Origin of the sequence: Tropicimonas marinistellae (assembly GCF_001509585.1) — a bacterium.
Lineage (GTDB): Bacteria > Pseudomonadota > Alphaproteobacteria > Rhodobacterales > Rhodobacteraceae > Tropicimonas > Tropicimonas marinistellae.
Window position 1 is genome coordinate 470,258 of sequence record NZ_LNCI01000002.1, and the last position, 22,705, is coordinate 492,962.

At 61.4% G+C, this 22,705-nt stretch carries 20 protein-coding genes and 1 pseudogene; 12 read left to right on the forward strand and 9 right to left on the reverse strand.

The annotated features are described in order from the left end of the window. Positions 1-148: 148 nt before the first annotated feature. The 3 genes from ARC39_RS05460 to ARC39_RS05470 all read left to right on the forward strand — a co-directional run bounded on the left by ARC39_RS05460 (position 149) and on the right by ARC39_RS05470 (position 3,086). Positions 149-535 (forward strand): hypothetical protein, encoded by a 387-nt coding sequence (locus ARC39_RS05460; RefSeq protein ID WP_068111204.1) that lies wholly within the window; start codon positions 149-151, stop codon positions 533-535. 52 nt (positions 536-587) lie between these two features. Next, positions 588-1,868: a YeeE/YedE thiosulfate transporter family protein gene (locus tag ARC39_RS05465; RefSeq protein ID WP_068111206.1), complete on the forward strand. Its 1,281-nt coding sequence runs from the start codon at positions 588-590 to the stop codon at positions 1,866-1,868. 66 nt (positions 1,869-1,934) lie between these two features. Continuing rightward, the gene (locus ARC39_RS05470) at positions 1,935-3,086 is read left to right on the forward strand and encodes a rhodanese-like domain-containing protein (RefSeq protein ID WP_068111209.1); all 1,152 of its coding nucleotides are present in this window, start codon (positions 1,935-1,937) and stop codon (positions 3,084-3,086) included. 70 nt (positions 3,087-3,156) lie between these two features. Here the strand turns inward: ARC39_RS05470 and ARC39_RS05475 are convergent, their stop codons facing one another. Beyond that, positions 3,157-3,633: a HyaD/HybD family hydrogenase maturation endopeptidase gene (locus tag ARC39_RS05475; protein WP_201455716.1), complete on the reverse strand. Its 477-nt coding sequence runs from the start codon at positions 3,631-3,633 to the stop codon at positions 3,157-3,159. A gap of 134 nt (positions 3,634-3,767) precedes the next feature. On the opposite strand from ARC39_RS05475, the gene ARC39_RS05480 reads away from it, so the two are divergent. From ARC39_RS05480 to hypE, 6 genes are read left to right on the forward strand one after another with little or no spacing between them, the layout of a single operon-like run. Next, positions 3,768-3,995: a HypC/HybG/HupF family hydrogenase formation chaperone gene (locus tag ARC39_RS05480; protein WP_068111211.1), complete on the forward strand. Its 228-nt coding sequence runs from the start codon at positions 3,768-3,770 to the stop codon at positions 3,993-3,995. After that, the gene (gene hypA / locus ARC39_RS05485; RefSeq protein WP_068111216.1) at positions 3,988-4,380 is read left to right on the forward strand and encodes a hydrogenase maturation nickel metallochaperone HypA; all 393 of its coding nucleotides are present in this window, start codon (positions 3,988-3,990) and stop codon (positions 4,378-4,380) included. Before ARC39_RS05480 ends, hypA begins: the two co-directional genes overlap by 8 nt. Further along, positions 4,373-5,122, forward strand: coding sequence for a hydrogenase nickel incorporation protein HypB (hypB, locus tag ARC39_RS05490; protein WP_068111219.1), 750 nt, complete (start codon positions 4,373-4,375; stop codon positions 5,120-5,122). The genes hypA and hypB overlap by 8 nt, the downstream gene beginning before the upstream one ends. A gap of 2 nt (positions 5,123-5,124) precedes the next feature. After that, positions 5,125-6,234, forward strand: coding sequence for a hydrogenase formation protein HypD (hypD, locus tag ARC39_RS05495; RefSeq protein WP_068111221.1), 1,110 nt, complete (start codon positions 5,125-5,127; stop codon positions 6,232-6,234). 14 nt (positions 6,235-6,248) lie between these two features. Then, entirely contained in the window at positions 6,249-8,534 is a 2,286-nt protein-coding gene (gene hypF / locus ARC39_RS05500) for a carbamoyltransferase HypF (RefSeq protein WP_201455717.1), read from the forward strand. Beyond that, positions 8,531-9,547, forward strand: a complete 1,017-nt coding sequence (gene hypE, locus ARC39_RS05505) for a hydrogenase expression/formation protein HypE (RefSeq protein ID WP_068111228.1) — start codon at positions 8,531-8,533, stop codon at positions 9,545-9,547. Before hypF ends, hypE begins: the two co-directional genes overlap by 4 nt. Before the next feature lie 63 nt (positions 9,548-9,610). Here hypE and ARC39_RS26460 read toward each other — a convergent pair. Then, positions 9,611-9,826: pseudogene (locus ARC39_RS26460) on the reverse strand (transposase); the annotation flags it as partial. Between the two features lie 367 nt (positions 9,827-10,193). On the opposite strand from ARC39_RS26460, the gene ARC39_RS05510 reads away from it, so the two are divergent. After that, positions 10,194-10,496 carry a hypothetical protein gene (locus ARC39_RS05510; protein ID WP_068111231.1) on the forward strand — a complete coding sequence of 101 codons (303 nt, stop codon included), beginning with the start codon at positions 10,194-10,196 and terminating at the stop codon, positions 10,494-10,496. A gap of 988 nt (positions 10,497-11,484) precedes the next feature. Here the strand turns inward: ARC39_RS05510 and ARC39_RS05515 are convergent. The 3 genes from ARC39_RS05515 to ARC39_RS05525 all read right to left on the reverse strand — a co-directional run bounded on the left by ARC39_RS05515 (position 11,485) and on the right by ARC39_RS05525 (position 14,955). Further along, positions 11,485-13,029 carry an alanine/glycine:cation symporter family protein gene (locus ARC39_RS05515; RefSeq protein WP_068111234.1) on the reverse strand — a complete coding sequence of 515 codons (1,545 nt, stop codon included), beginning with the start codon at positions 13,027-13,029 and terminating at the stop codon, positions 11,485-11,487. Positions 13,030-13,051: 22 nt separating this feature from the next. Further along, positions 13,052-13,486 carry a universal stress protein gene (locus tag ARC39_RS05520; protein ID WP_068111237.1) on the reverse strand — a complete coding sequence of 145 codons (435 nt, stop codon included), beginning with the start codon at positions 13,484-13,486 and terminating at the stop codon, positions 13,052-13,054. An 887-nt stretch (positions 13,487-14,373) separates the two neighbouring features. After that, entirely contained in the window at positions 14,374-14,955 is a 582-nt protein-coding gene (locus ARC39_RS05525; protein ID WP_068111240.1) for a TetR/AcrR family transcriptional regulator, read from the reverse strand. Between the two features lie 91 nt (positions 14,956-15,046). Between ARC39_RS05525 and ARC39_RS05530 the strand changes: the two genes are divergently transcribed. Further along, the gene (locus tag ARC39_RS05530) at positions 15,047-15,544 is read left to right on the forward strand and encodes a hypothetical protein (RefSeq protein WP_068111242.1); all 498 of its coding nucleotides are present in this window, start codon (positions 15,047-15,049) and stop codon (positions 15,542-15,544) included. 321 nt (positions 15,545-15,865) lie between these two features. Here ARC39_RS05530 and ARC39_RS05540 read toward each other — a convergent pair whose 3' ends face one another. The 4 genes from ARC39_RS05540 to ARC39_RS05555 all read right to left on the reverse strand — a co-directional run bounded on the left by ARC39_RS05540 (position 15,866) and on the right by ARC39_RS05555 (position 20,943). Further along, positions 15,866-17,701 carry a putative Na+/H+ antiporter gene (locus ARC39_RS05540; RefSeq protein WP_068111682.1) on the reverse strand — a complete coding sequence of 612 codons (1,836 nt, stop codon included), beginning with the start codon at positions 17,699-17,701 and terminating at the stop codon, positions 15,866-15,868. Positions 17,702-17,742: 41 nt separating this feature from the next. Continuing rightward, positions 17,743-18,726 carry an FUSC family protein gene (locus tag ARC39_RS05545; protein WP_068111248.1) on the reverse strand — a complete coding sequence of 328 codons (984 nt, stop codon included), beginning with the start codon at positions 18,724-18,726 and terminating at the stop codon, positions 17,743-17,745. Between the two features lie 66 nt (positions 18,727-18,792). After that, positions 18,793-19,830: a DUF2955 domain-containing protein gene (locus ARC39_RS05550; protein WP_068111251.1), complete on the reverse strand. Its 1,038-nt coding sequence runs from the start codon at positions 19,828-19,830 to the stop codon at positions 18,793-18,795. Between the two features lie 18 nt (positions 19,831-19,848). Further along, positions 19,849-20,943 (reverse strand): HlyD family secretion protein, encoded by a 1,095-nt coding sequence (locus ARC39_RS05555; RefSeq protein WP_068111254.1) that lies wholly within the window; start codon positions 20,941-20,943, stop codon positions 19,849-19,851. A 263-nt stretch (positions 20,944-21,206) separates the two neighbouring features. Here ARC39_RS05555 and ARC39_RS05560 point away from each other — a divergent pair, with 263 nt between their 5' ends. Then, the gene (locus ARC39_RS05560) at positions 21,207-22,187 is read left to right on the forward strand and encodes a helix-turn-helix transcriptional regulator (RefSeq protein ID WP_068111257.1); all 981 of its coding nucleotides are present in this window, start codon (positions 21,207-21,209) and stop codon (positions 22,185-22,187) included. The last annotated feature ends 518 nt before the right edge of the window (positions 22,188-22,705 follow it).

Below are 22,705 nucleotides of genomic sequence, written 5' to 3' on the forward strand. Positions count from 1 at the left end.
AAGAACACAGGCCGCAAGGGAATGCTCTTTCGAAGCGCGGCGAGATCCTGCTTCGAGAGCAATGGGTGGAGAGACCCGGCAGGGCTCCACATTTGCGGCAGCGAGTGATGCCTGCCGAGCACGTGATTGTAAACCTACGGAGCCAATCATGAGAGCCACCTTGACCTGCCTTTTTGCCGCCTCGGCGATGCTGATCTTTCCTGCGGCCGAAAGCTTTGCAGAAGGCGACGGAAACTGGAAACGCGGCCGGATCTACTATCGCGCCGCCTGCACCTCCTGCCATACCGAAGAAGTCGGGGAATCCATCTCGCCTGCCTCCAAGAAGATCGCTGAGTGGGAAGCATGGATCGAGACGCCCGAGGGGGCCGAACACCTCGCGGAATATGTGAGCCAGGAGTACCGGGCCAGCATCGCGCCCGACAACAAGGTCGCCGAGAAGTTCGCACCCATCGGCAATGACGACCTCTGGGCAGACATCCGGGCCTTCGTCATATACGGCGCCAAGGATTCCGCGACTCCGGCCACTTGCAACTGAAAATCGCCCGGCCCCCGCACAGGCGTTCGGGGCGCCGGGGAGGGGACATGAAATGGCTACGCACGACTCCGCGACCGACGCTGCACCGGTAAAACCCTCACTTCCGGAATGGGCCGAGGGCTTCGCCGAGGATTACAAGAAGATCTTCATCGATGAGTGGTCGCCCTACCTGGGCTTCATGCTGCTCGTCAGTATCGCAATGATGCTCATGGCCAGCGGTGTCTTCTGGGGCGTCTTTGGCGGGCTGAAGCTCTGGGGCGATCACTTCAACAATGCGATCGGCCTCGGGGCCGCGCTGGGGATCAGCGAAAACCTGAAGGGACCGCTGGAACATCAGATGTCGGTCATGAACATTTCATTGCTTCTGGGCGCGTTCACCGCGGCGCTTATGTCGATGCAATTCGCTATCCGCAAGGCGCCTCTGAGCGAGTATGCCTATGGCGCCGTCGGCGGCGCGCTCATGGGGATCGGTGCAACCATTGCCGGGGGCTGCACCACAGGCGGGTTCTTCGTTCCACTGACATTCAGCGCGCCTGCGGGCTGGGCGATGTGGCTAGGCCTGCTGGCCGGTGCCTTCGTCGGCCTAAAGGTCCTGCTCTGGGGGATGGAGAACATCACCTGGGGCACAACCGCACCAAAAAACAGGACGCCGACGCTCAAGCCATACTTCCCCTACCTCGGCCTTGGTGTTGCAATCGTCGTGCTCTGGTGGGGCGTGAGTTGGCTCCGCAGTGAGGACAATTACACGACGATCCTCGCGCTGATGATGCTCTCGGGTTTCGGTATCGGCTTTGTGATGCACCGCTCGCGGCTCTGTTTCGCACGCGCGATCCGCGAGCCCTTCATGACGGCCGAGGGCATGATGACCAAGGCAATGATCCTCGCGATCTTCGTCGGCTTCCTCTTCGGCTCCGTTCTGATCCAGAAGGGAAATATCGACCCGTATGTCGCGATCTCCACGCGCTTCTGGCTTGGCTCGCTGATCGGCGGGGTGATCTTTGGCATCGGAATGGTGCTCGCGGGGGGCTGTGCGTCCGGCACGCTCTGGCGGATCGGAGAAGGCCATCTGAAACTCGTCGTGGTCCTGTTCTTCTTCGCCTGGGTCGGCTCCATCGCGAGCGCGCTGTTCGGCAATATGGGGCTGACCAAGGGCGAGCTCGATCTCGATTTCATGGATGGAATGGTCGAGTTTTCCAAACTCGGCTACCAAGCCTTCCTGCCCGACATGCTGGGGGGGTGGGGACCAACCTATTTCGCCATGATCGCCATTCTGGCCGTCTGGTGGTGCCTCGTTCGCTACAACGAGACCACAGAGAAATTCACTGTGATTTGAACGACATGTTTCCCGGGGCCGCTCGGGGAACACCACGCTCTCCAATACAGCAAACAGGAGGAGAAAATGAGCGCCAGGACCAAGTTGACAGGACTTGCCGTGGCCGTAGCGGTGGCCTTTGCCCCGGTTTCCATCGCATCGGCCGAGCAAGCCGCGCCGACCGCAGAAGACAAAGCCGGCTGGTTCCACGAGGAGCATGTGGTCGCTTACGACTTTATCGCGCCTTACGCGGTGCTGCCGCAGCGCGACGATGTGATGATCGTCGATTCTCGTCCCGAGCGCATGTTCGGCCCGGGCCACATCCCGACCTCGGTGTTGATCCCCGACAGCAAGTTCGCCGAAATGACCGGCATGCTACCCGAAGCAAAGGACCAGTTGCTGATCTTCTATTGCGGCGGCTATGCCTGCAAGCTCAGCCACAAGTCCGCCTTCAAAGCCGAGGAAATGGGCTACACCAATGTGAAGGTCTACGCCGCTGGTTTCCCGGACTGGAAGGAAAAGGGTGGATCGGTCTCGATCAACACCGCTTATCTGCAGCAGCTCATGGCCGGTGAAGAGCCGGTGATGGTCGTCGACTCGCGCCCGAAGGGCAGCAAGTACGACAAGGGCAATATCCCAGGTTCGATCAGCCTGCCTGACAGCAAGTTCGAGGCCATGGCCGGCCTGCTGCCCGCCAACAAGGACACCGCGCTCGTGTTCTATTGCGGCGGCTACATCTGCAAGCTGTCGGACAATTCCGCCCAGGCCGCGATGAAGATGGGGTACACAAAGGTCTTCACCTATCCGGCCGGCTATCCAGAGTGGAAGAAGCTCGTCGGAGTCGTCGCGATGCATGTCTCGCCGGACACCAATGCCGCCGCCTCCATGGCCGTGCCGGAAATGGCCGCGCCGGGCGAAGGTGCAATGGGTGTCGAGGAGTTCAACAACATCCTCGCCGACCGTCTGGACAACGTGCTGATCGTCGATGTCCGCGACGCGGAAGAATATGCAGCCGGTGCCCTCGAAGGGTCGATGAACATCCCGGTAGGCGAGTTGGAGGACAAGGTGTTCGACCTGCCCGACGACAAGAAGATCATCTTCATCTGCACCTCCGGTGGACGCAGCGGCGAGGCCTATGACCTCTCCAAGCTGTTGAATCCGGGGCTCGACGTGGCCTTCCTGGACGCTGTTGTTAAGTATGGCAAGGACGGCACCATCGAGGTTCTGCCGCACAGCTGATCGGTTTTCGATCCCTGCTCATGGAGACGGCCGGCAGATGCGGGCCGTTTTCGTTTCGGGAGAGTCGCTGTCAGGCGGAGGCAACGTTCCAGGCGTCCAGCGTTTCCCGGGCCAGCGCCACTGCCTGCGGGATTGCCACGGCCACTTTCGAGCTCAGCTCGGTGCCCCAGCCCAGCGTCGCCGGCTCAATACCTATGAGTGCGCGCCGCTCCGGCAGGTCTCCGCTCAGCCGGTTCATGTCGAACAGATCGGCAAGCCCGACCTCATGAACGCTGAGCTTGCCCGAGCGCACGAAGGCGTCCATCTCGTCCCCCTCAAGCCGTCGGACCGTGCCCGCGCCGGAGTGGAATTGTGCGGCATCAAAGACCACCAATTGATCGGCCGCCCCGATGGGTTCGGCCAGCGTGAAGCTGAGCGTTCCGCCGTCGATGCAGGTGATCTCGGCCTCCTCTCCATAAAGCGTTTCGAACATCTCCACAGCCCGGACCCCGGCAGCTTCGTCCGACATGATGGAGTTCCCGATTCCCAGAATGAGTATCCGCGCCACGCAACTTCTCCATTCTTGGTCCCGGGCTCTTGGCGGTGTTGATATGACAAAACGAGACAAATCGTCAGCCTGCATCTTCCCTTAAAACGTATTACAAACTTCGAATATAAGAACAACAAGAAAGGACGTGATTCATGTGCCTTGCCGTGCCGATGCGTATCAATGCAATCGATGGTTTCGTCGCGACATGTGAGGCCTGCGGGATCGAGCGGGACGTGAACCTGTTCATGATGCAGGGCGAAGATCTGGCTATTGGCGATCACGTGCTGATCCATGTCGGATACGCGATCAAGAAGGTGTCGGAAGAAGAAGCCCGGTTGAGCTGGGACGCCTTCGACGAGATCCTGTCGGACAATGCATGAACTCGCAATCTGCCAGGCGCTGATCGATCAGGTCGAAACAGTGGCCAGCAATAATCGCGCAACCCGTGTGAGCGGCGTCACGCTTGATGTCGGCCCGCTATCAGGCGTGGTGCCGGAACTGCTCTTGAATGCCTTTCCCGTCGCAGCGGCCGGCTCTGTGGCCGAGGGCGCAATCCTGACCATCGAGGCCGCGCCGGTACGAGTCTGGTGCAAGAGCTGCGAAACCGAAAGTGACGCGAAGATCAACCGCCTGGTCTGCGCAAGCTGCGGCGACTGGCGGACGGAGCTACGCTCTGGAGATGAACTGATGTTAAGGTCCGTGGTGCTGGAGGATGCAACATCCACGCCGCATGCGGGCCAACCCGAGGAGAAACAACGTGTGTGATACTTGTGGATGCAACGTTACCCTTGCCAATAGGGAGCTTGCCGAGGGCAAGCAGGCGACACAGGTCCTCGGCAACCTGTTGCAGGTCAATGACGACCAGGCCTTGCACAACCGGGTGCATTTCAATGGGCATGGCGTGTTGTCGGTGAACCTGATGTCGTCCCCCGGCGCAGGCAAGACCGCGCTTCTGGAAGCCACCGCCGAACTGCTTGGCAACGAGCTTCGTATTGGGGTGATTGAGGGCGATCTGGAGACCGAGAATGACGCGGAGCGCATCCGCGCCTGCGGCGTGCCCGTCGTTCAGATATGCACCGGAACGGCCTGCCACCTAGACGCCCACATGGTGCATGACGCCCTGCACCAGATCGATCTGGACGGGCTGGATGTGCTGTTCGTGGAAAATGTTGGCAATCTCGTCTGCCCTGCCAGTTTCGATCTTGGCCAGCACCGGAACGTCGCGTTGCTGTCGACCCCGGAAGGCGACGACAAGCCGGCAAAATACCCGGTGATGTTCCGCTCGGCCGACCTCGTCCTGCTCACCAAGCGGGACCTTGCCCCCTACATGCCGGAGTTCGATGCAGCAAAGGCCGTGAGCTATGTGCGCCAGTTGGGCAATGTCGCGCCGATCCTGGAGCTATCTGCAAAGTCGGGCGAGGGGCTCGAGGGATGGGCGAGTTGGCTGAAGCGCGGCGTGGCGGACCTGCGGGAAAACCTCGCCGTTCCGACCGCTGAGGGAGCCTAAGAATGGCCCTTTCTGCTGCCGACTGGCTGGCGCGGATCCGGACCCTGGATCTGCCTGAAAAGGTTCGGATCATGAATGTCTGTGGTGGGCACGAGCGGTCCATCACCCAGGCGGGGCTTCGGGGCGCGTTGCCTCCGAATATCGAGTTGATCCCGGGCCCCGGCTGCCCGGTCTGCGTCTGTCCGGAGGAGGATGTCTACCAGGCGATCCAGTTGGCCACGCGGGAGGACCTGACGCTGGCAACCTTCGGCGACATGCTCCGTGTGCCCGTGAATGTGCGCAAGAACGAGATCCGCTCGCTGGAGCAGGCAAAGGCGGCCGGCGCCGATGTGGTCCCCGTCGCCAGCCCACAGGAAGTGGTGGCGTTGGCCCGGGCAAACCCGGACCGCCGCCTGGTGTTCTTCGCCGCCGGTTTCGAGACCACGACCGCGCCGGTTGCCGCGATGATGGCGCAGGGCGTGCCCGACAACCTGCTACTGTTGCTCTCGGGTCGGCTCACCTGGCCGGCGGTCTCCATGCTGCTGAACTCGGGCGAGATTGGCTTCGATGCGCTGATCGCTCCCGGCCATGTCGGCACGGTCATGGGCCCGGAAGAATGGGAGTTTGTCGTCTCGGAGCATGGCGTACCCGCGGCCATTGCTGGGTTCGACAGCGGTAGCCTTATGGCCTCCATGTACTCGGTGCTGCGGCAATTGCAGGACGCCAAGCCCTTCCTCGACAATTGCTATCCCAGCGTTGTTCAGCCCGGCGGCAACCCGATGGCGCGAAAGTTCCTCGACGATGTGATGGAGGTCATGGATGCCACGTGGCGCGGGATCGGAACGATCCCCGGCTCTGGTTTCACCTTGAGGCCGGACTACGCAGAACATGACGCACAGAAGGTCTTGCCGGACTATGGCGACGAGGCCCGCCGCCGGGTGGGCGAGATGCCCGCCGGCTGCGATTGCGCGCGCGTGGTACTTGGCCGGATCTACCCTGACCAGTGCCGCATCTTTAGCGCCCCCTGCACACCGCGAAATCCGGTTGGTCCCTGCATGGTGTCCGACGAAGGCGCCTGCCGGATCTGGTGGTCCAGCGGGCGGCGAACCCGCCTGGAGTTGGCCGCTAAATGACGCGAGACCCGGACGTGTCAACCCAACCCACCCTATCCTCCGTGGCACGGCGGATCGTGCTGCGGGGCCATGTACAGGGCGTCGGCTTTCGCCCGCATGTTTTCCGCGTCGCGGTGGGGCTCGGTTTGGTTGGCTGGGTCCAGAACCGGATGGGAGAGGTCCATGCCCATGTCGAGGGACCGGAAGGCGATGTTCTGAGCTTCCTGCGAGATGTCCTGGAGCAGGCTCCGCCGCTATCGAAGCCAACCCTTGATGAATGTGTCGAGACAGGCCCGGAGCAGGCCGGGAACTTCGCGATCCTCGACAGCGATGAGGGCTCCGACGCCTCGATCTTCGTACCTGCAGACACGTCAGTCTGTCCGGATTGCCTTCGGGAGATGCGTGACCCCGCGGATCGCCGCCACCGTTATCCGTTCATCAACTGCACCCAATGCGGGCCGCGCTACACGCTGATAGAGGCCATGCCCTATGACCGGCCAAACACCACCATGGCCGGTTTCCCGCTCTGTGCCGCCTGCCGGCGGGAATACGAAGATCCCACGAACCGCCGGTTCCATGCCGAGCCCGTCGCGTGCCCGGAATGTGGCCCATCCCTGCGTTTTTCGCGGCCGGGAGAGCCCGACATTGCCGACACCGAACACGCGCTGGTGGCGGCGATCGCGGCGCTTAAGGCTGGCGACATCCTCGCCGTGCGGGGCATCGGCGGCTACCACCTGCTGTGTGATGCGCGCAACGAGGCCACTGTCCTGCGGCTCCGTGACCTTAAGGGGCGCCCAGACAAGCCCTTGGCGGTGATGGTTCCCGAGAAAGGCGCGGATGGTCTGGACGAGGTGCGTGCGTTGGTGACCCTCACCAAGCTCGCGGCAGATGCCCTTGTCACGCCGCAACGTCCGATCATGCTCCTGCCGCGACGGGCGGAGGCCGAGCTGGCTGCCAGCGTTGCACCGGGTTGCGCAGAGCTGGGTCTCTTCCTGCCCTATAGTCCGCTGCACGTGCTGATGCTCGACGCGATTGACGCGCCTCTCGTTGCGACCTCGGCCAATCTCAGCGGCGAGCCGGTCCTGATTGCGCCGGAGGAGATTGATGAACGTCTCTCCGGCGTCGCCGACGCCGTGCTGCACCATAACCGTCCGATCTCTCGCCCCGCAGACGACCCGGTATTGCGCGAGATCGGCGGGATTATCACCCCGCTACGCCTTGGCCGCGGCAATGCCCCGGTCGAACTGGCACTTCCCGCCCCCGTGCCAAAGCCCGCTCTGGCCCTCGGCTCGCAGATGAAAGCGACCGTTGCGCTCGCCTTTGGCGAACGCGCGGTCATCTCGCCCCATATCGGAGAAATGGAGGCCCCGCGCAGCCTGCAAGTGTTGCAGGAGGTCTCGCGCAGCCTGCAAGCGCTCTATGGTAAAACGGCCAGCGCCCTGCTCTGCGATGCCCATCCGGGCTACACTACCCACCGCTGGGCGCGCACGCAGGGGATGCCGGTGGTCCCGATCCTGCACCATCATGCCCATGCCTCCGCGCTCGCAGCCGAATATCCGGAAGCGACAGGATATTGGATGACCTTCACCTGGGACGGCGTGGGTCTGGGCGAGGACGGCGTGCTGTGGGGCGGCGACGTGCTCTGGGGCCAGCCGGGGCGCTGGCGCCGTGTTGCCCGTTTCCGCCCCTTCCGCCTCACCGGGGGCGACCGTGCCGGGCGCGAACCCTGGCGCAGCGCCGCGGCGCTTTGCTGGGCAGAAAATCGAGATCTTCCTTGCGTGCCGGACGGGGCAGAGATTGCCCGAACTGCTTGGGAAAAGGGTATCAATACGTTTGAAACCACCGCCGCCGGCCGAATCTTCGACGCGGCGGCCTGCCTTGTGATCGGCGTGACCCATGGCAGCTTCGAGGCGCAGGGGCCGATGCTTCTGGAAACCCTTGCTGGCGACATCGCAGGCACGTCGACCCCGCTGCCGGTGGCGCGGCGAGATGGTCTTTGGGAGGTCGACTGGGCTCCGCTCATTGCGCCGCTGTCAGACCAGACCCGTAGCCCAGAAAGCCGCGCTGCCGATTTCCACGCCAGCATGGCCCAAGTTGTTCCCGATCTGGTCGGACACCTGGTCAGGGACTATCCCTGTTCGCAGGTTGGTCTGACCGGCGGCGTTTTTCAGAATGCGCGCCTCGTCGGTGAGATCCAGGGCAGGACCCGCAATCTGGAGACACCGCTGAAACTGCATCGGCGCGTCCCATGCAACGACGCCGCCATCGCCTTCGGGCAGGTGGTGGAATATGCAGCGCAGGCAGGAGGAGACACCGAATGACCCTTCAGGATAGCCATATCTCGCTCGCCCACGGTAACGGCGGACGCTATATGCGCGAGCTTATCGAAGAGGTCTTTGCACGACATCTGTCGAATGGCACGCTGGACACGTCAGCGGATTCCGTCGCGCTCTCGCTTCCGGGCCAGCAGATCATGTTCACGACCGATGGCTTCACGGTCCAGCCGCTGGAGTTCCCCGGCGGCTCCATTGGTTCGCTGGCCGTGCATGGCACGACCAATGACCTCGCGGTCTCCGGCGCCGATCCGCTCTATCTTAGCCTGAATGCCTTTATCGAGGAAGGATTCGACGTGGCCCAACTTGAGCGTATCGTGGCCGACCTCGGGCGCGCGGCTGCCGAGATTGGTGTCTCGGTCGCGGCCGGCGACACAAAGGTGCTGCCGCGCGGCCATGGCGGCGGGATCTATCTCGCGACCACCGGTATTGGCGTCTTCCGCCATCCAGGCAAGCTGGCGATGGGGGAGATCCGCGAGGGGGACAAGATGCTGGTGAGCGGTACGATCGGCGATCACGGCATCTCCGTAATGCTGGCCCGCGAGCAGTTCGGGTTACGTGGCGATATCCTTTCCGACGCGGCGAGTGTCTTGCCCCTGACGCAGGCCCTTCGCGGGATCGCGGGTATCCGCTTCATGCGCGACCCCACGCGGGGCGGGCTCGTCTCCGTGGCGCACGAGATCACCCGCACGGCGGGTCTCGCGCTTACGCTGAATGCGCCGGCGATCCCGGTAAGACCGGCCGTTCACACCGTTTGCGACATGCTGGGCTATGATCCTTATTACCTTGCCTCCGAGGGACGGGTTGTTGCCGTGGTGGCTCCGGACGCTGCGGAGGAAGTGCTCGCGGCCTGGCAAGACCTGCCCGACGGCCGCGACGCAGCCCTTATCGGGGAATTTCGTGCGGGCGACGCGGGCACGCCGGTGACGCTGATGACAGAAGTCGGGGGGCTCAGGATGCTGGAAGAACTGGAGGACGATCCTTTGCCCCGGATCTGCTGAGGCGCCTCGAACCGGTGGCGGCATGCATGCCTCACTGTTGGGTTCCAGCTCGGCCACGACCTTCTTCAGCGAGGCATTCTCTTTCTCCAAGTTGCGCAGTTCCGACAGCTGGGACTTGCCCGTTCCACCAAAACGACACCGCCAGTTGTCGTAGGTCGCATCGCTGAAACCGACCGCAAGACACGCTGTTCGCACGTCATCTCCTTCCGCCAGCTTCAACTCGATCTCTCTTAGCAACAACTTCAGGACTTCCTCATCCAAACACCGTTTCCGAGCCATCACTCGTCCCCCCCTCGTGGTCCGAAAACGGCCCCGTTCGAGGGGTCCGTCACAATCGAGAGCTTCGGGAAACTGGATCTGGGCTTGAAGGCGCAGCTTGCGACGGACAGCAAGCTGTCGGCCATCCGCTATTAGCAGGCCCTCGACGCGACGGACAAGCGAACGCTGGATCAATTGGCTGAGGTGCTGCTGGTCGAGTAGGCTGTGCGATCGGCGCGTTTTCTGGGGTCTGGGGCGAGCCAGACTTCCAGCGCCTTGGCCTTAGACCACGCTCACCCCGCCATGCTATCAATTTGCAACTAATTTGCAGGCGCGACAGATGACATGGGTGAAAGGCTAGAGCGGCAACCCGAGCGGACGCCCTCGCATGGACCCGCAGGTGCGCGCGGCGATCCGCCAGAACGGCGTGACGGGAGTTGAGCGAATGCGTGAACTGCTGGACGACGACAGCGCGTGGGGGCGTGACGGGTGGCTCGATCCGAAGGTGCAGGTCCAACTGGCGGAAACCGCAATCGTCAGGGTCTTCGGCAGTCATGCGCTGGCGAACGACGACCTTGCGCCGACGGGAATGGACTTGAGTCGGACTATGAGAGCCGTGTACGACGCGATGCGGGCGGAGGGAATGCTGCCCGAATTTCGGTCGGCGCAGATAGCGACCGATGTGAACTAACTGGCCGTCGGCGGGTCAATGGCCCCGACAGGTAGTTGGCTCTGTACCGGCCTATAGAGCGGATTTAGGCGGCAGGTCTGCATGGCGGCACACATGACCACTCCAACGTGCTGGAAGCCTCTAAAAACCGCTCTAAGGCAGCTCTGTGATCCTCAGGGCGGAGCAACCGCGCGCTAGCGAACGACGACCACGCGCCGACGGGAATGGAACAGGGCCGGGCTACGAGGGCCTTCTACGATACAATGCGAGAGGACGGAGTGCTGCCCGAACTCCTGAACGTGAAGAAGACGACCGGCCTGAACTGAAGGGACGCAGGAGGGTCAATTGACCCTCTTACTGCAATCCGTTCGCTGTCTGCCGTCCCAAATAGCGGATTGTGACGCGATGTCTCCCGATACCCCCCTCCTGACTACGCCAGCGTGCGGGAAGACGCCGTAATCCGCCCAAATGTGGCCCCACCGTTTTGAGGGCGGGTCGGCCCCATGTTGGCCAACAACGATCAGACGCCGACCAAGCAATACTGATCAGAGCTGCCGGGCTGCCCACGACAAGATGAATGCGGTAGTTGTAGTGCCCCAGCTGATTGCTTCGGCTTTAGCAACCGACCGGTATCGACGCGACGCAAGTTAAGTGACCCTTCTGCGAGCCGATTTCAAGTTTGGAAGTAGGTCAACTTGGAAGCAGCACAGGCGAAGCATGCGTGCTGGCAGCGGCTGCTTCCTGCGCAATCCTGCCGTTCGCGCTGATTGAGCGCCGCGCACCTGCGGCATTGGCGTCCTCACCCGAAGCGGCCGTTCGAACCTACCGGGCTGTCCATTCCCGCAGTGCCGCCAATTCGCGGCATGCTGCGAGCGGTGGTAGAGATCTCATAACGGTGGGGTCCAAAAGACAGTGGGAGCCACATAGCGGGGCCACAAAACTCGCCTCCCCAGTAGTTTCTGCGGAGGCGAGTTTCGTCGCTGCTAGGAACGGCTCCGTTCCCACTCTATCAGTTGTATTTTCGGATTTCCCCGGACTTCAGCCGCGAAAGATAGCTTTGCAATTCGGCCTTGACTATCGGCATCAAGAAATAAAGGCCGATGATGTTGACAACTGCCATCGCGAAGATGGCGGCGTCGGAAAAATCGATAACCGGACCTAGGTTCGCAGCCGCTCCAATTATCACGAAGACGCAGAAGATCACCTTGAACACGATCTCCTTGTTCTTTCCTTCGCCGAATAGGAAGGTCCACGCCTTAAGGCCGTAGTAGGACCAACTGATCATCGTTGAGAAGGCAAACAGTATCACTGCGATGGCCAGAACGTACTGGAACCAACCGAACGCCGAAGAAAACGCCGCCGAGGTCAGCGCGACGCCGGAGTTCCCGTCAACTGTCTGGATAGCAGTGCCACCCTCGTTCAGAAGATATAGTCCAGTGTTCGGGTCGGATATGAGCTGCCCGGTGATGATGATCACAAGCGCAGTCATCGTGCAGATGACCACCGTGTCGATGAACGGTTCGAGAAGCGAAACGAAACCTTCGGTGATCGGCTCCTTCGTACGCACTGCGGAGTGTGCGATTGCCGCGGACCCGACACCTGCTTCGTTTGAAAACGCCGCGCGCTTGAAACCCTGGATCAGAGCGCCAACAAATCCGCCCGCAATGCCAAGTCCGGTGAACGCACCTTCGAAGATCTGACCGAAGGCCCACCCAATCTTGTCGGCATTCATGAGAATAATCACGATCGCCGTCAGGACATACAGAATGCCCATGAACGGCACAACCTTCTCGGTGACGCTAGCAATCGATTTAAGGCCACCTATGATGACCGCAAACACGATAGCTGCGAACACGAGCCCGGTGATCCATCCTGGGTAGTCACCCACCACGTTTGAGATCTGGGCATGTGCTTGGTTGGCCTGGAACATGTTGCCGCCGCCAAGTGCGCCGAGGATACAAAAGATCGAGAATAACACTGCCAGGAAACGTCCCGCGGGTATGCCGCGTTCATCGAAACCCTTGGTTAGGTAATACATCGGGCCCCCGGAAACGGTCCCATCCTCGTATTCATTTCGGTACTTCACACCGAGAGTACACTCAGTGAACTTGGACGCCATTCCCATTAAGCCAGCAAGTATCATCCAGAAAGTTGCGCCTGGTCCACCGATTCCAACCGCAACCGCGACCCCGGCGATATTTCCAAGACCGACCGTGCCCGAAAGCGCCGTTGCTAGGGCTTGGAAGTGACTGACCTCGCCCGCGTCGTTTGGGTCGGAATAGTCGCCCCTTACCAGCGCGATCGAATGTGGAAACGCACGAAACTGGATCAGTCCGAAGTAGACCGTAAAAATGGTCGCCGCGATCACTAGCCATGCAACGATCCACGGAAAGTTCGTTCCGGGAAAGGGGCTGAATATTAGACTTACAAACCAACCGGTAGAGCTGGCGAAGATCTCGTTGACGCGTTCGTCGATCGATTGGGCCAGAGCTGGCGCTGTCGCCAGAAGTAAGGCCGCTGGCGTGAGCATCAACGCTCGAAGTAGGTTATTCATGACTGTCCCTGTTCTTTAAAATTTATGGAACGATCGTGACGGGCACGGGCGAGGCCTGCGCAAGGCTTCCTGCAACCGATCCGAACAACCGCGATGACAGGGAAGAGTGCCCCGTCCGACCGATAACCACCTGCGAGGCACTAGTTTCCTCAATTATCTTGCAAAGGGTTTCGGCAATATGCCCGTACCTCAACTCGGTAGAGGCATTGATACCCTGCTGTCCTAGCTCTTCAATCACGGGCCCGAGCAAAGCTTTTTCTGCCCGGTCCAACTCCTCTTTGCGACGCTTATGTCTCTCTTCCAGTTCTTCGGGAGTGAGAAATGAATACGGTGACCATTCTAGAACATGGGCAATCACCAGATCTGCACCTTCGACTTTTGCCAGGCCGGAGGCAAACGCCAACGCAGACTTGGCGCTCTCGCTGTCGTCAAATCCTAAGACAATCTTACGTGACACAGTTCCCTCCTTATTCGTTCCCAAACATGAGATGGGTTAAACCTAACCCTTGACCCACCACCAACGTGAATCTTTTTCTCGTTACATCGGGTCGACTGGCCAGTTTGATTCCGACAGCAAGCGGTGGGTCGAAGGGTTGAGTTGAAGCTCGTCGCCGAGAACTTGTTCCAGGCTTTGGTTGTCAAAGCAGCTCAATCGGTTTGGAGAAGGCATCCCGGTTTTCCTCCTCGCGGCCATCCTTTGAAGGTCCCGAAGCGAACGTCAGGAAGGCCCGCTTGAACTTGGTGCGAGATGCCGCGAACGCCCGCTTCCTCTCCGCTTGAGTAGCCGTCGAAGTAGCAAAGCAGGGATTGCTGCTCTGCCGACAATAACCTCTAGGTCGGCATGCTATCACTTCCGTTTCCCGGATGGGCGAGGGCAAGGTTTACATTGATGCGGCCCTTGGGCACCACGCACCGCCTTGCGGTAGTAAAGGTCGTGTTGGGTCGTGTGGAGGCGGTAGAACAAAATTACTCACGTACTCGTTCGTCCTATGACCGTTGCCCCCACAACTCTCAGGACCTCCACAGGGCAGGATTAACATTTTCCGGTTGCCAGATATAAGAGCCAGTCGGAAACACTTCGTTTCCGGGGTCGGTTTCCGATGGTGTGCTCGAACGGCACCAAGATCTCTCCGTTGCTCCTGCGCACATCCGACGCGATTTCTATCTGCTTCGCCGGCGACGGACGTCCAGTCATGCGTATCGTTGTCCGTCTCCACTGAATCTGCAGGTCGGGCTGGGCGGATTGCAGTGGCGTTTGTTGACGCTCATTGGACGATTGGTCCCTGCGCATTCCTGCTGTTAGAGGTATTGGGCGTATGGTGAGCTTCGCGGGTCGTGCCGTCGCTAATGGCAGCGGGCCGCCGCGGCAGCAAGGCGCTCTGCCGTGCCCATTGCGGACACGATGTATCCGGTGTCGCCGTGGATCAGGGATAGGCTTATGCCGCCCTCGATCAATAACATGACCTGGCGCGCCAAACAGCCGGCCTCGCTCGCTCCCGTGGCTTCGAAGCGATCGGCCAACCATGTTTCGACCGCAGCCTTGTGTCGGCTGGCCGCCCGCCTCGCCGGATGTCCATCCATATCGGCAAGCTCAGCGCTTACACGCGAGAACCCGGAACCTAGCCATTCCGGTCCTTCCGCCCACGTGTGGAGTTCGGAGAAGAGGTCGACGACGATCTTCGGCGCCGTGTTCGATGAGGGTTTCATCCACCTCTGATACTGTTTCATCAGGTACAGATGCTGCACCTCGATAACCGCGGCGATAACGTCGTCCTTGCTGTTGAAGTGATAATAGACCGTCCGTTTGGTTACGCCTGCGCAGTCTGCAATCTCATCCACGCTGACCCGCGTGAACCCCTTGCGATAGAACAGCTTGTAGGCCGCGCGAAGTATCCTGCCCTTGGTGTCAGGCTTAATGCGTTCCATGGCTAAGTATACTCACTAGTGAGGCGACACCAAATACTAGCAGCGATATCCTTGGTGCCGCCTGGATTGCCTTGGCTGGAGAAACATCGACGTGAGCAATGCAACCTTGGAAATCATCCAGATCGCGTCAAGCATAGTTGGCTCTGTCGCTGTGGCACTGACCGTCGTCTATTTGGCGATCCAAGTCCGAGCGAGCACCAGAGCGACATACTCCCAAACCTATCAAACGGCTGTTGCGGCGCTTGGTGACATGGCCGCCATCGTCGGTGAGAGCAAGGAGAAGGCCAAACTCTACGCCGACGGTATGGCCGACCCAGACCAATTGGACGCGGACGAGTACCTCCAGTTCGCCTATTTAGGTATCAGCCTCTTCCGTAAGTACGAGAACGCCTATTTCCAGTATCGGTCAGGGATGATCGACGACGAGTTCTGGGATGGGCATCGCGACAATCTCCTTTGGTTCTTTCACCGGCCCGGGACGCAGCGGTGGTGGAGCGAGCGGCGCCTCGGTTTCAGCAAGTCTTTCAGGGAGTACCTTGAAAGTACGTCCGAAACGGACATGGCTGCACAGGATGGACGCTATGTTTGAAGGTTGCTTAAGGCTCTAACCGGTCATCTGATAGTTTCACTCGGATGACCGCACAGTCGGCGAATTCGCCGTTCCTGGTTTCGCAGTCCGCGCCCAATACCGCCTGGCGCCATGAGGGCCATTACCTGCGCAGAGCGGACGTTTCCCGAGAGAAGCACTTCGCGGGCGCAGCACGATTTCAGACTGTCGCGACCGGCCCCAAAGAACCGTTCACTCGCATCATGACGCATTGTCGGGATTTCGCAGTTGCGGCCGTTCGGATCAAGATGGACTGGCGAGGCGACGCCATCTCGGTCGAGCCAGCATCGACATGAGCACAGCTTAGAGCAAGGCCAGGCAAATCCAGCAAATTGCGGTTGGAAGAACCGCTGCCTTCAACAAACCGAGCGGAGAGACCGCGTCACCGAAATGGGCCTTGAGGATCGACTGGCCGGCCGGGTTGGGGGCGTTGGCGATTACTGTCAGTCCACCGCCGGCCACGGCACCTGCGACCACAGCGTATTTCAGCTCAGGTGTGAAGCCAGGCACGAGCGTAGCAAGATAGGTGATGGCAGCGTTATCGTTGAATGCGGTGAGGATCGTTGCCCCCAGCATGAGCTCCACCTCGCTCAGGCTCTGGAGCACAGGAGCGATCCACCAGCCCTGCACGCCGCCGTGAATGACGAGACCGGCCAAGAAGAAGCCGACCAGCATCGCCGGCTGCAGGCGGATCGTGTTCTGGAACTCCTCCGTGACCTTAGCGAAGCCCATGAAGAAGAGCAGCCCGAGGATGAAGAAGGCGGCGTAATGCGCGTTGATGATGGTCCAGGCCATGAAGCCGACATGCACAGCGGTAATCCAGTGAGGTACCGGGTCTTCGCGCTGGTCCCAGTCGGGATCGTGGAACTCGGGCCGTAGAGTGTCTGGCAGGAGCGAGGGCATCGCGCGGCGCAGGCGGTAGAGGACCACCTCCTCGAAACGCTGCTCCAGTGCTTCGCGTCCGAGGACAGGGTCCACGCCCTGCGCTTCCAGCTTGGGAAGCACCTTGCCCTCGACCTCTGCCTGTACGTCATGCGCGAATTGCCGGACATTGGCCTCCATGGTTTCAGCCGCGTTCTGGCGCGCGTCCACAAGATGTTCAGCCTCACTCCACTCACGTTCGATCAGGTCGCGCGGGACATGCAGGCGACTGATCTCGTCCTTGAGCATGCGGATCGCGAAGGTCTTCTGGAGGCGCGAAAGCTCGCCCCGAAAGGCAAGAAAATAGATCGTATTGGCAATCAGGATACCGATGATGGCCTTCCAGCCGAAATTCGTGAGCATATGGGCCGTGCCCCAATCCCAAGGCCCGGCAACCATGAGCACCGGGGGAGCGGCAAAATGCGTGAGCGTGCCGCCGACCGAGACATTGACAAAGAGCAGCCCGAGCGTGGCGTATTTCAACCCCTCCGAGGGCCCGAGCGCATAGAAGCGCTGCGAGAGCAGGAGGGCGGAGATCGTCATGGCCGCCGGCTCGGTGATAAAGGAGCCGAGCAGCGGGCCGATGGTCAGAACCGTGATCCAGAAGGCCGTGAGCGTGCCTCCGAGCAAGCCGGAAATCGCCAGCATGATCCGTTCGGCGAGTTTCAGGATCGGCCGGGTCGAGGCCAGCACCATTATGACGATAACGAAACCGGCCTCGTTCAGGTTCACCCCGTGGTTCACGTAATCGACCACCGTGTGCCAGTCGTGGAAGACCGCGATGGCGAGCATCAGCGGGATCACCCAGAGGCCGAAGACCACCTCGATCTCGCCGAGGAAATGGTAGAGACCCGCCCGGATATCGCGCGACTTCTCGTCCAGTTCCCCGCTGGCGACGCGGGCTGCGTGTTCATGGTGCCGCCGCTCGCTCATCTTCATGAACTTCGCCGCCATGAAGGTGTGGACGATCGCACAGAAGAAGAGGATGCTGGCGACGAGGTTGAATGGTTCCTGCGCGATACGGTGGCGGAGGATCGCGCCGATACCGGTCATCTCTTGGTCGCCATAGGATTCGAAACTGGGCGGGAAGTCTCCGGCCGGCGCGGCCCCTGCGGCGAGGGACGGTTCGGCAAGAAGCGCGGCGGCAATCAAGGCGAGACCAACGAGCCAGAGGCGCCACGGATGCGTTTTGGTGAAGAAAAGGCCGGTCCGGGTCATTGTCTGTGCACCTTCTGGTTTGCGTGAATGGTCATCCTGGGTCATTGCTTCGCACTCTGCGTGAGGCGGCTCAGTGCGGAGATGGCAAACCCGGCGAGGAGGATGCCGAGGATCTCGGCGAGCAGGCGTTCATTCCCGAGCGCATGGCCGACTGCATCGCCACGCGCGCCCATCGGGTAGGAGAACATCACCGCGAAGGCGCCGACCAGCAGCGCCATGTTCACCTTGTAGAAGGCCAGGGCGAAAAAGGAGCAGAGCGCGATGACGAGTTCCTGCGCGGCAAGCCCGGGGAAGACCCAGCCGATGTAGAATCCGACGATCACGCCACCCATGCCGAAGATCATGCGGCCGAGGCCGGCCTGCCATGTCTGTTCGGCCGAGGGGCTGATGATGTTGAGCGAGGCCTGTGCCATGAGCGTCGGGTCGGCCGTCAGGAGACGTCCGCCAACAGCGATCCCGGTCATCACGGTTGCCGAAAGAACCCCGGCATAGGGAAGTGCAATCCGATCCGGGACAGGGTCCGGGGAGAATGGCGGGGCGTTCCAGGTACGGCCGCGGAAGCGGACCTGCCGGATGATCCAGTACGCCGAGATCCCCAGCACGCCGACGAAATGCCCCTCCAGCGTGTTGCCCAGCCCGAGCGAGGCCGAGAAGAGCGGCGAGATCACGTACCAGAAGATCAGGACGAAGCCGGTCAGATACCAGAAGGTGCCGAAGCGCATCAGCGCGGCCGCCGCGAAAGCGACGAGCCCCACGGCCAGGATCCGACCGATTTCGTGGGGCAGGACCAGGTGGCCGACAAGCGAAAGCAGGCCGCCGGCGACGAGATAGATCAGCAATGCGGCCACACCGCTGCGCAGGTGGCGATGGTCTGTCAGAAGCAGTGGCAGCCAGGCGAGCAGCGCGCTGAGTCCGGCCGTCATCCAGCTGGCATCCTGGAAATGGGCGAGGTTCATCACCGTGAAGGAGACGAGCGCGAACCAGAGGCCGAGGCGCAGGTCTGTCTTGGACCAGTCGAAACTCATGGGCACCGCCCCGCGTTGTTTAGGGACGGGTCGGCGGGCCCCTGGCCGAAAACGAGGCACAGAATATCAGCCATTCTGCGGGCCCGCCGAAGGCGCACGCCAGAGCCGTCGCAGGAAGTCCAGCAGGGCAAAGGCGAAGGCGACGTAGATCAGGGCGATTGCAATCTGGGAGAGGCGGTCGATGACCTTGGCCGATGCGATGGTCTTGTCGGAGCCGAGCATCGCCGTAAGCAGCAAGATGAAGCCGAAGCTGCCGCTGGACCACGCGCCCGCGCTCGCTTTGTGGGAGAAGTAATTGGTGGCGAAGATGTAGATCGCCAGAAACACGGTTGCGATCATCAGCGGCAGGAAAGGCGCCATGACGAGTACCTCGAACACGAGCACCATGCCGACCCCGCCATAGAGCAGGTTCCCCTTGAGGTAGTCCATTCCCATATAGACCGACCCAGCCGCGCTGAGGGACATCGCGAAGAGCGCTGTGTAGACCAGCACCAGCAGGTTGGAGAGGCCGAAATAGAGGAAGATGGTCAGCATGGATCCGACCACGAGCGCGAGCGTGGCCGCGGTGGCGTTCACGTCGATCTCACCTGCCTCTCCGTGATGCGTCGGCGGAACCTCCGTAGGCGCCGGGATCAGCGCAAAGGCGACGCAGGCGATCAGCCACGCAACCAGGATGCTGATCAAAATGCCGCCGACCGCGATATTGGCAATCTCGGGATGGAAGCGCGCCAGCACCGGAACCACCGTGGTGCCGAGGAGCATGCCGACGACGATGACGAAATGCTCGCCGCTGGTCAGTACGTGACGGTAGATCAGACCCAGCATCAGGCAGAGTGTCAGCACCTGGACCGCCGGGTAGTGCCGCAGCAGCACGGCCACGAGGAAGCCGCAGACTACGGCGGCAAGAGTGGCAAGGATGGTCAGGAAACCGCGCCCCATGGGCATCGGTTTCGCATCCTGGACGAACAGGTTGACCAAGGCGCCGGTGAGCAGCGCCAATGGCCAGGAGAGCAGCTGAACCAGGGTCATGGCTGCTGTCACCGCAAGCGCGGCCCTGATGGCACGCCGGTTGGCAGGCTCATATGACGGAGGGGCGGCGGACATCTCTCGGCGCCTCCCGTGTCAGTAGAGATAGGAGGACCAGGCCACGATCCGGGTCCAGCCCTTTGCAAGGGCGTTCCAAAGCGCGTTGTCGCCCGTATACACCGTTACATTGGCCTGGGAGTTGTAGCGAAGCCCCTGGCGGTCGGTGTCATCGGTCATCTCGTAGTCGGTGAGCTCGACAATGACGGAGAAACGTTGCGGGTCGCGCAACCACCCCTTTGCCTTGACCGCCACTGGCAGGTCGCCGAGATTGATCGCCTTGCCGGTCGACACCCCCCAGGCGGTGCTCTTGACCTTTCCCGTGTGGATCTTCCCCGGAAAGGCATCAAAGACGATCTCCACCTTGTTGCCCGGCGCGACATGGGCGAGGTTGTTCTCCGTCAGGAAGGCCTCGATCCACATGTCCTCGATCGAGATCAGCGTCATCAATGGCTGACCGGCATTGGCAAACGCCCCCTCGTCGATCTTCAACCCGCCAATCACACCATTTGCCGGTGCCACGAGGGCTGTCTTTTCGAGGTTCAGCCGTGCATCGGCCAGCTTGGCCACGGCAAGGCGCAGGCGCGGATTGTCCTCTCCGGTGGCGCCAAGCTGTTCGCGGGCACGGGCAAGTTCGGACTCGGCCGCCGCGACGGCGGCCCCGGCCGTGGCCACGGCGGCGCGGGCCTCATCGCCCCTTGCGGTGGCATAGATGCCCTTCTCCTCCAGCACGAAGATCCGCGAGGATTGTGCCCGGATCTCTTCAGCCTGTGCCTGGGCTTGCGCAAGTGCGGCCGTGGCGGTGGAGACAGACGCGGTGGACGCACCCACGGATTGCCCTGCGGCCTCAAGCTCTGCCTCCGCCGCCTCCACGGCATTCTCGAACCGCGTCCGCTCAAGCGCAACCAGCGTCTGGCCTGCCTCCACCAACTGGTTCTTCTTGACCGGAATCTCGGCGACGTAGCCGGAGACCTCTGGCACCATGGCCACGACATAGCCCTGCACGGTGGCATTGTTGGTGTAAGGCGTGAGGCGGTCACTGACGACGTACCAGGCAAACAGTAGCACGACGATCAGCAGGAGGATGGGGACAGTCCAGCCTGGCCCCGAATTGTCATTGTCCACGTCGCTCATCGCATTTCACCCCTGGTTGGATAGATTGGCGCTGACCCTTGACACCGCGACGCATGCCGGGTCGGCGTGTCGGCACACTGCCTGTCATTGGACAGGAAGCAGGAATACCGGGACCTTGTCCTCGCAGTTTCGGACCAGGAGGCAATTGACCGTCCGAGATTGACAGGTACGGTGACAATTCCATCCGCGACACTCAAGCTTGGTGCTTTCATGACGGAATGCAGGATCGAGAACACGGTACGGTGGAGACTTGGGGGCTCGACATGAGCGAGCTGCCCCTGATCCGTCTCAACTCCGCAGCGGTGCTCGTGGCCGCCATGGACAAGCTTGGCCTGGCCACGGACGACGTGCTCGACGGCGTGGGGCTCAAACGCGTGACTTTTGACGATGACGATGCATTCGTGCCGGCGCTGGTCGTCTATCAACTCTGCGAGGACGCGGCCGCCGCCGCCGAAAACCCGGCTCTCCTGGCGCTTCTGGGGGAGTCGGTGAATACTGCAACCTGGCCGCCAATACAGCAGGCCAGCGCGAATGCCAGCGATCTCGGGCAACTCCTGACCCGTTTCGCTGTCGATGCAACCGAGCATTCCAGTGCATTGACCCAGTCGCTCGAGGTGCACGGACATCGCGCCGTTTTCTACGGACAGCGCGCGTTTGCCCCATCCTTCGTGCCGGCACAGATTGACGCCTTCTTTGCCGCGCTCATGGCATCGGTGATCCGTCGCGCAACCGGCAGTGCCTGGACGCCCGGCTCCGTGGTCGTGACCGTGAGCGAACCCAAGGCGCTGCCGCCCTTCTTCTTCGGCATCAAGGCGGTCAAGGGCGACAGGCGGGGATACCGGATCGGCTTTCCGGCAACGTGGCTCGCAATGGCCTTCGAGCGTTCCGATTTCGACGATAGATCCAATCTGGACACCCGGTCCTTTCCCGCGCGCACGGCCGCCTCGGCCGTCGAGCAGGCACTGAAGGCCCATATCGGCGAGGGCCCCCTCTCGTCGAAGGCCGCCGCCGAGTTCTGCGGCAAATCGGAACGCGCCTTGTCCAGACTCCTGGTCAAGGAACAGACCAGCCTCGGCGAGATCATTGCGCGTCTCAAGAGGGACTACGCGGAGCGTATGCTCAAGGACACGGAAATGCCCGTGCTCGAGATCGCGCAGGCGTTGGGCTACACGCCCACGAGTTTCGCGCGTTCGTTCAAGGCGTGGTCTGGCAAGACGCCGAGCGAATTTCGAAGCAACGACTGAAACCGGCGGAGTTGGGTCTGTTCTGCAGGTTCAGAAATCACCCAGGCATTGCGAGCATTCCGTCGTGTCGAGATCTTGGATTTCTGCTCTCGAACAAAAACGTAGACGTTAGCAATCCGGGCAGCGAATGACCGGACCCCGCCCTTCTTGCTGAATGCTGCACCGACGACGGGCGAAATCGCTTGCTCGCGGGGAAGGTCCGGTAGGTCGGCAAAGTACGCGCCTAGGAGGCCTACTTGTCGTCGTCGCCGGTTCGGGCCGTACGGAAGCTGCAAATACCGTCCGCCTGCGGACCGGAACCATGACTACCTGGCGGGATCAGCACTGCGGCGTGTCGGTGCCTCCTTGGAGAAAACAAGAGCGGTTTGTGGCTAGGAGTTGGCGCGACGGCACCCCTTACCTAACCGCAACGCTGAGAGTCTCTGCGATCCGCTCTTTCCGGTCCTACGGCGGATCGAAAATAAAGAGGCGGCGACGCTGTTGCTCGGCTGATCCGGACGCCGGATTTTTGGGCGGTG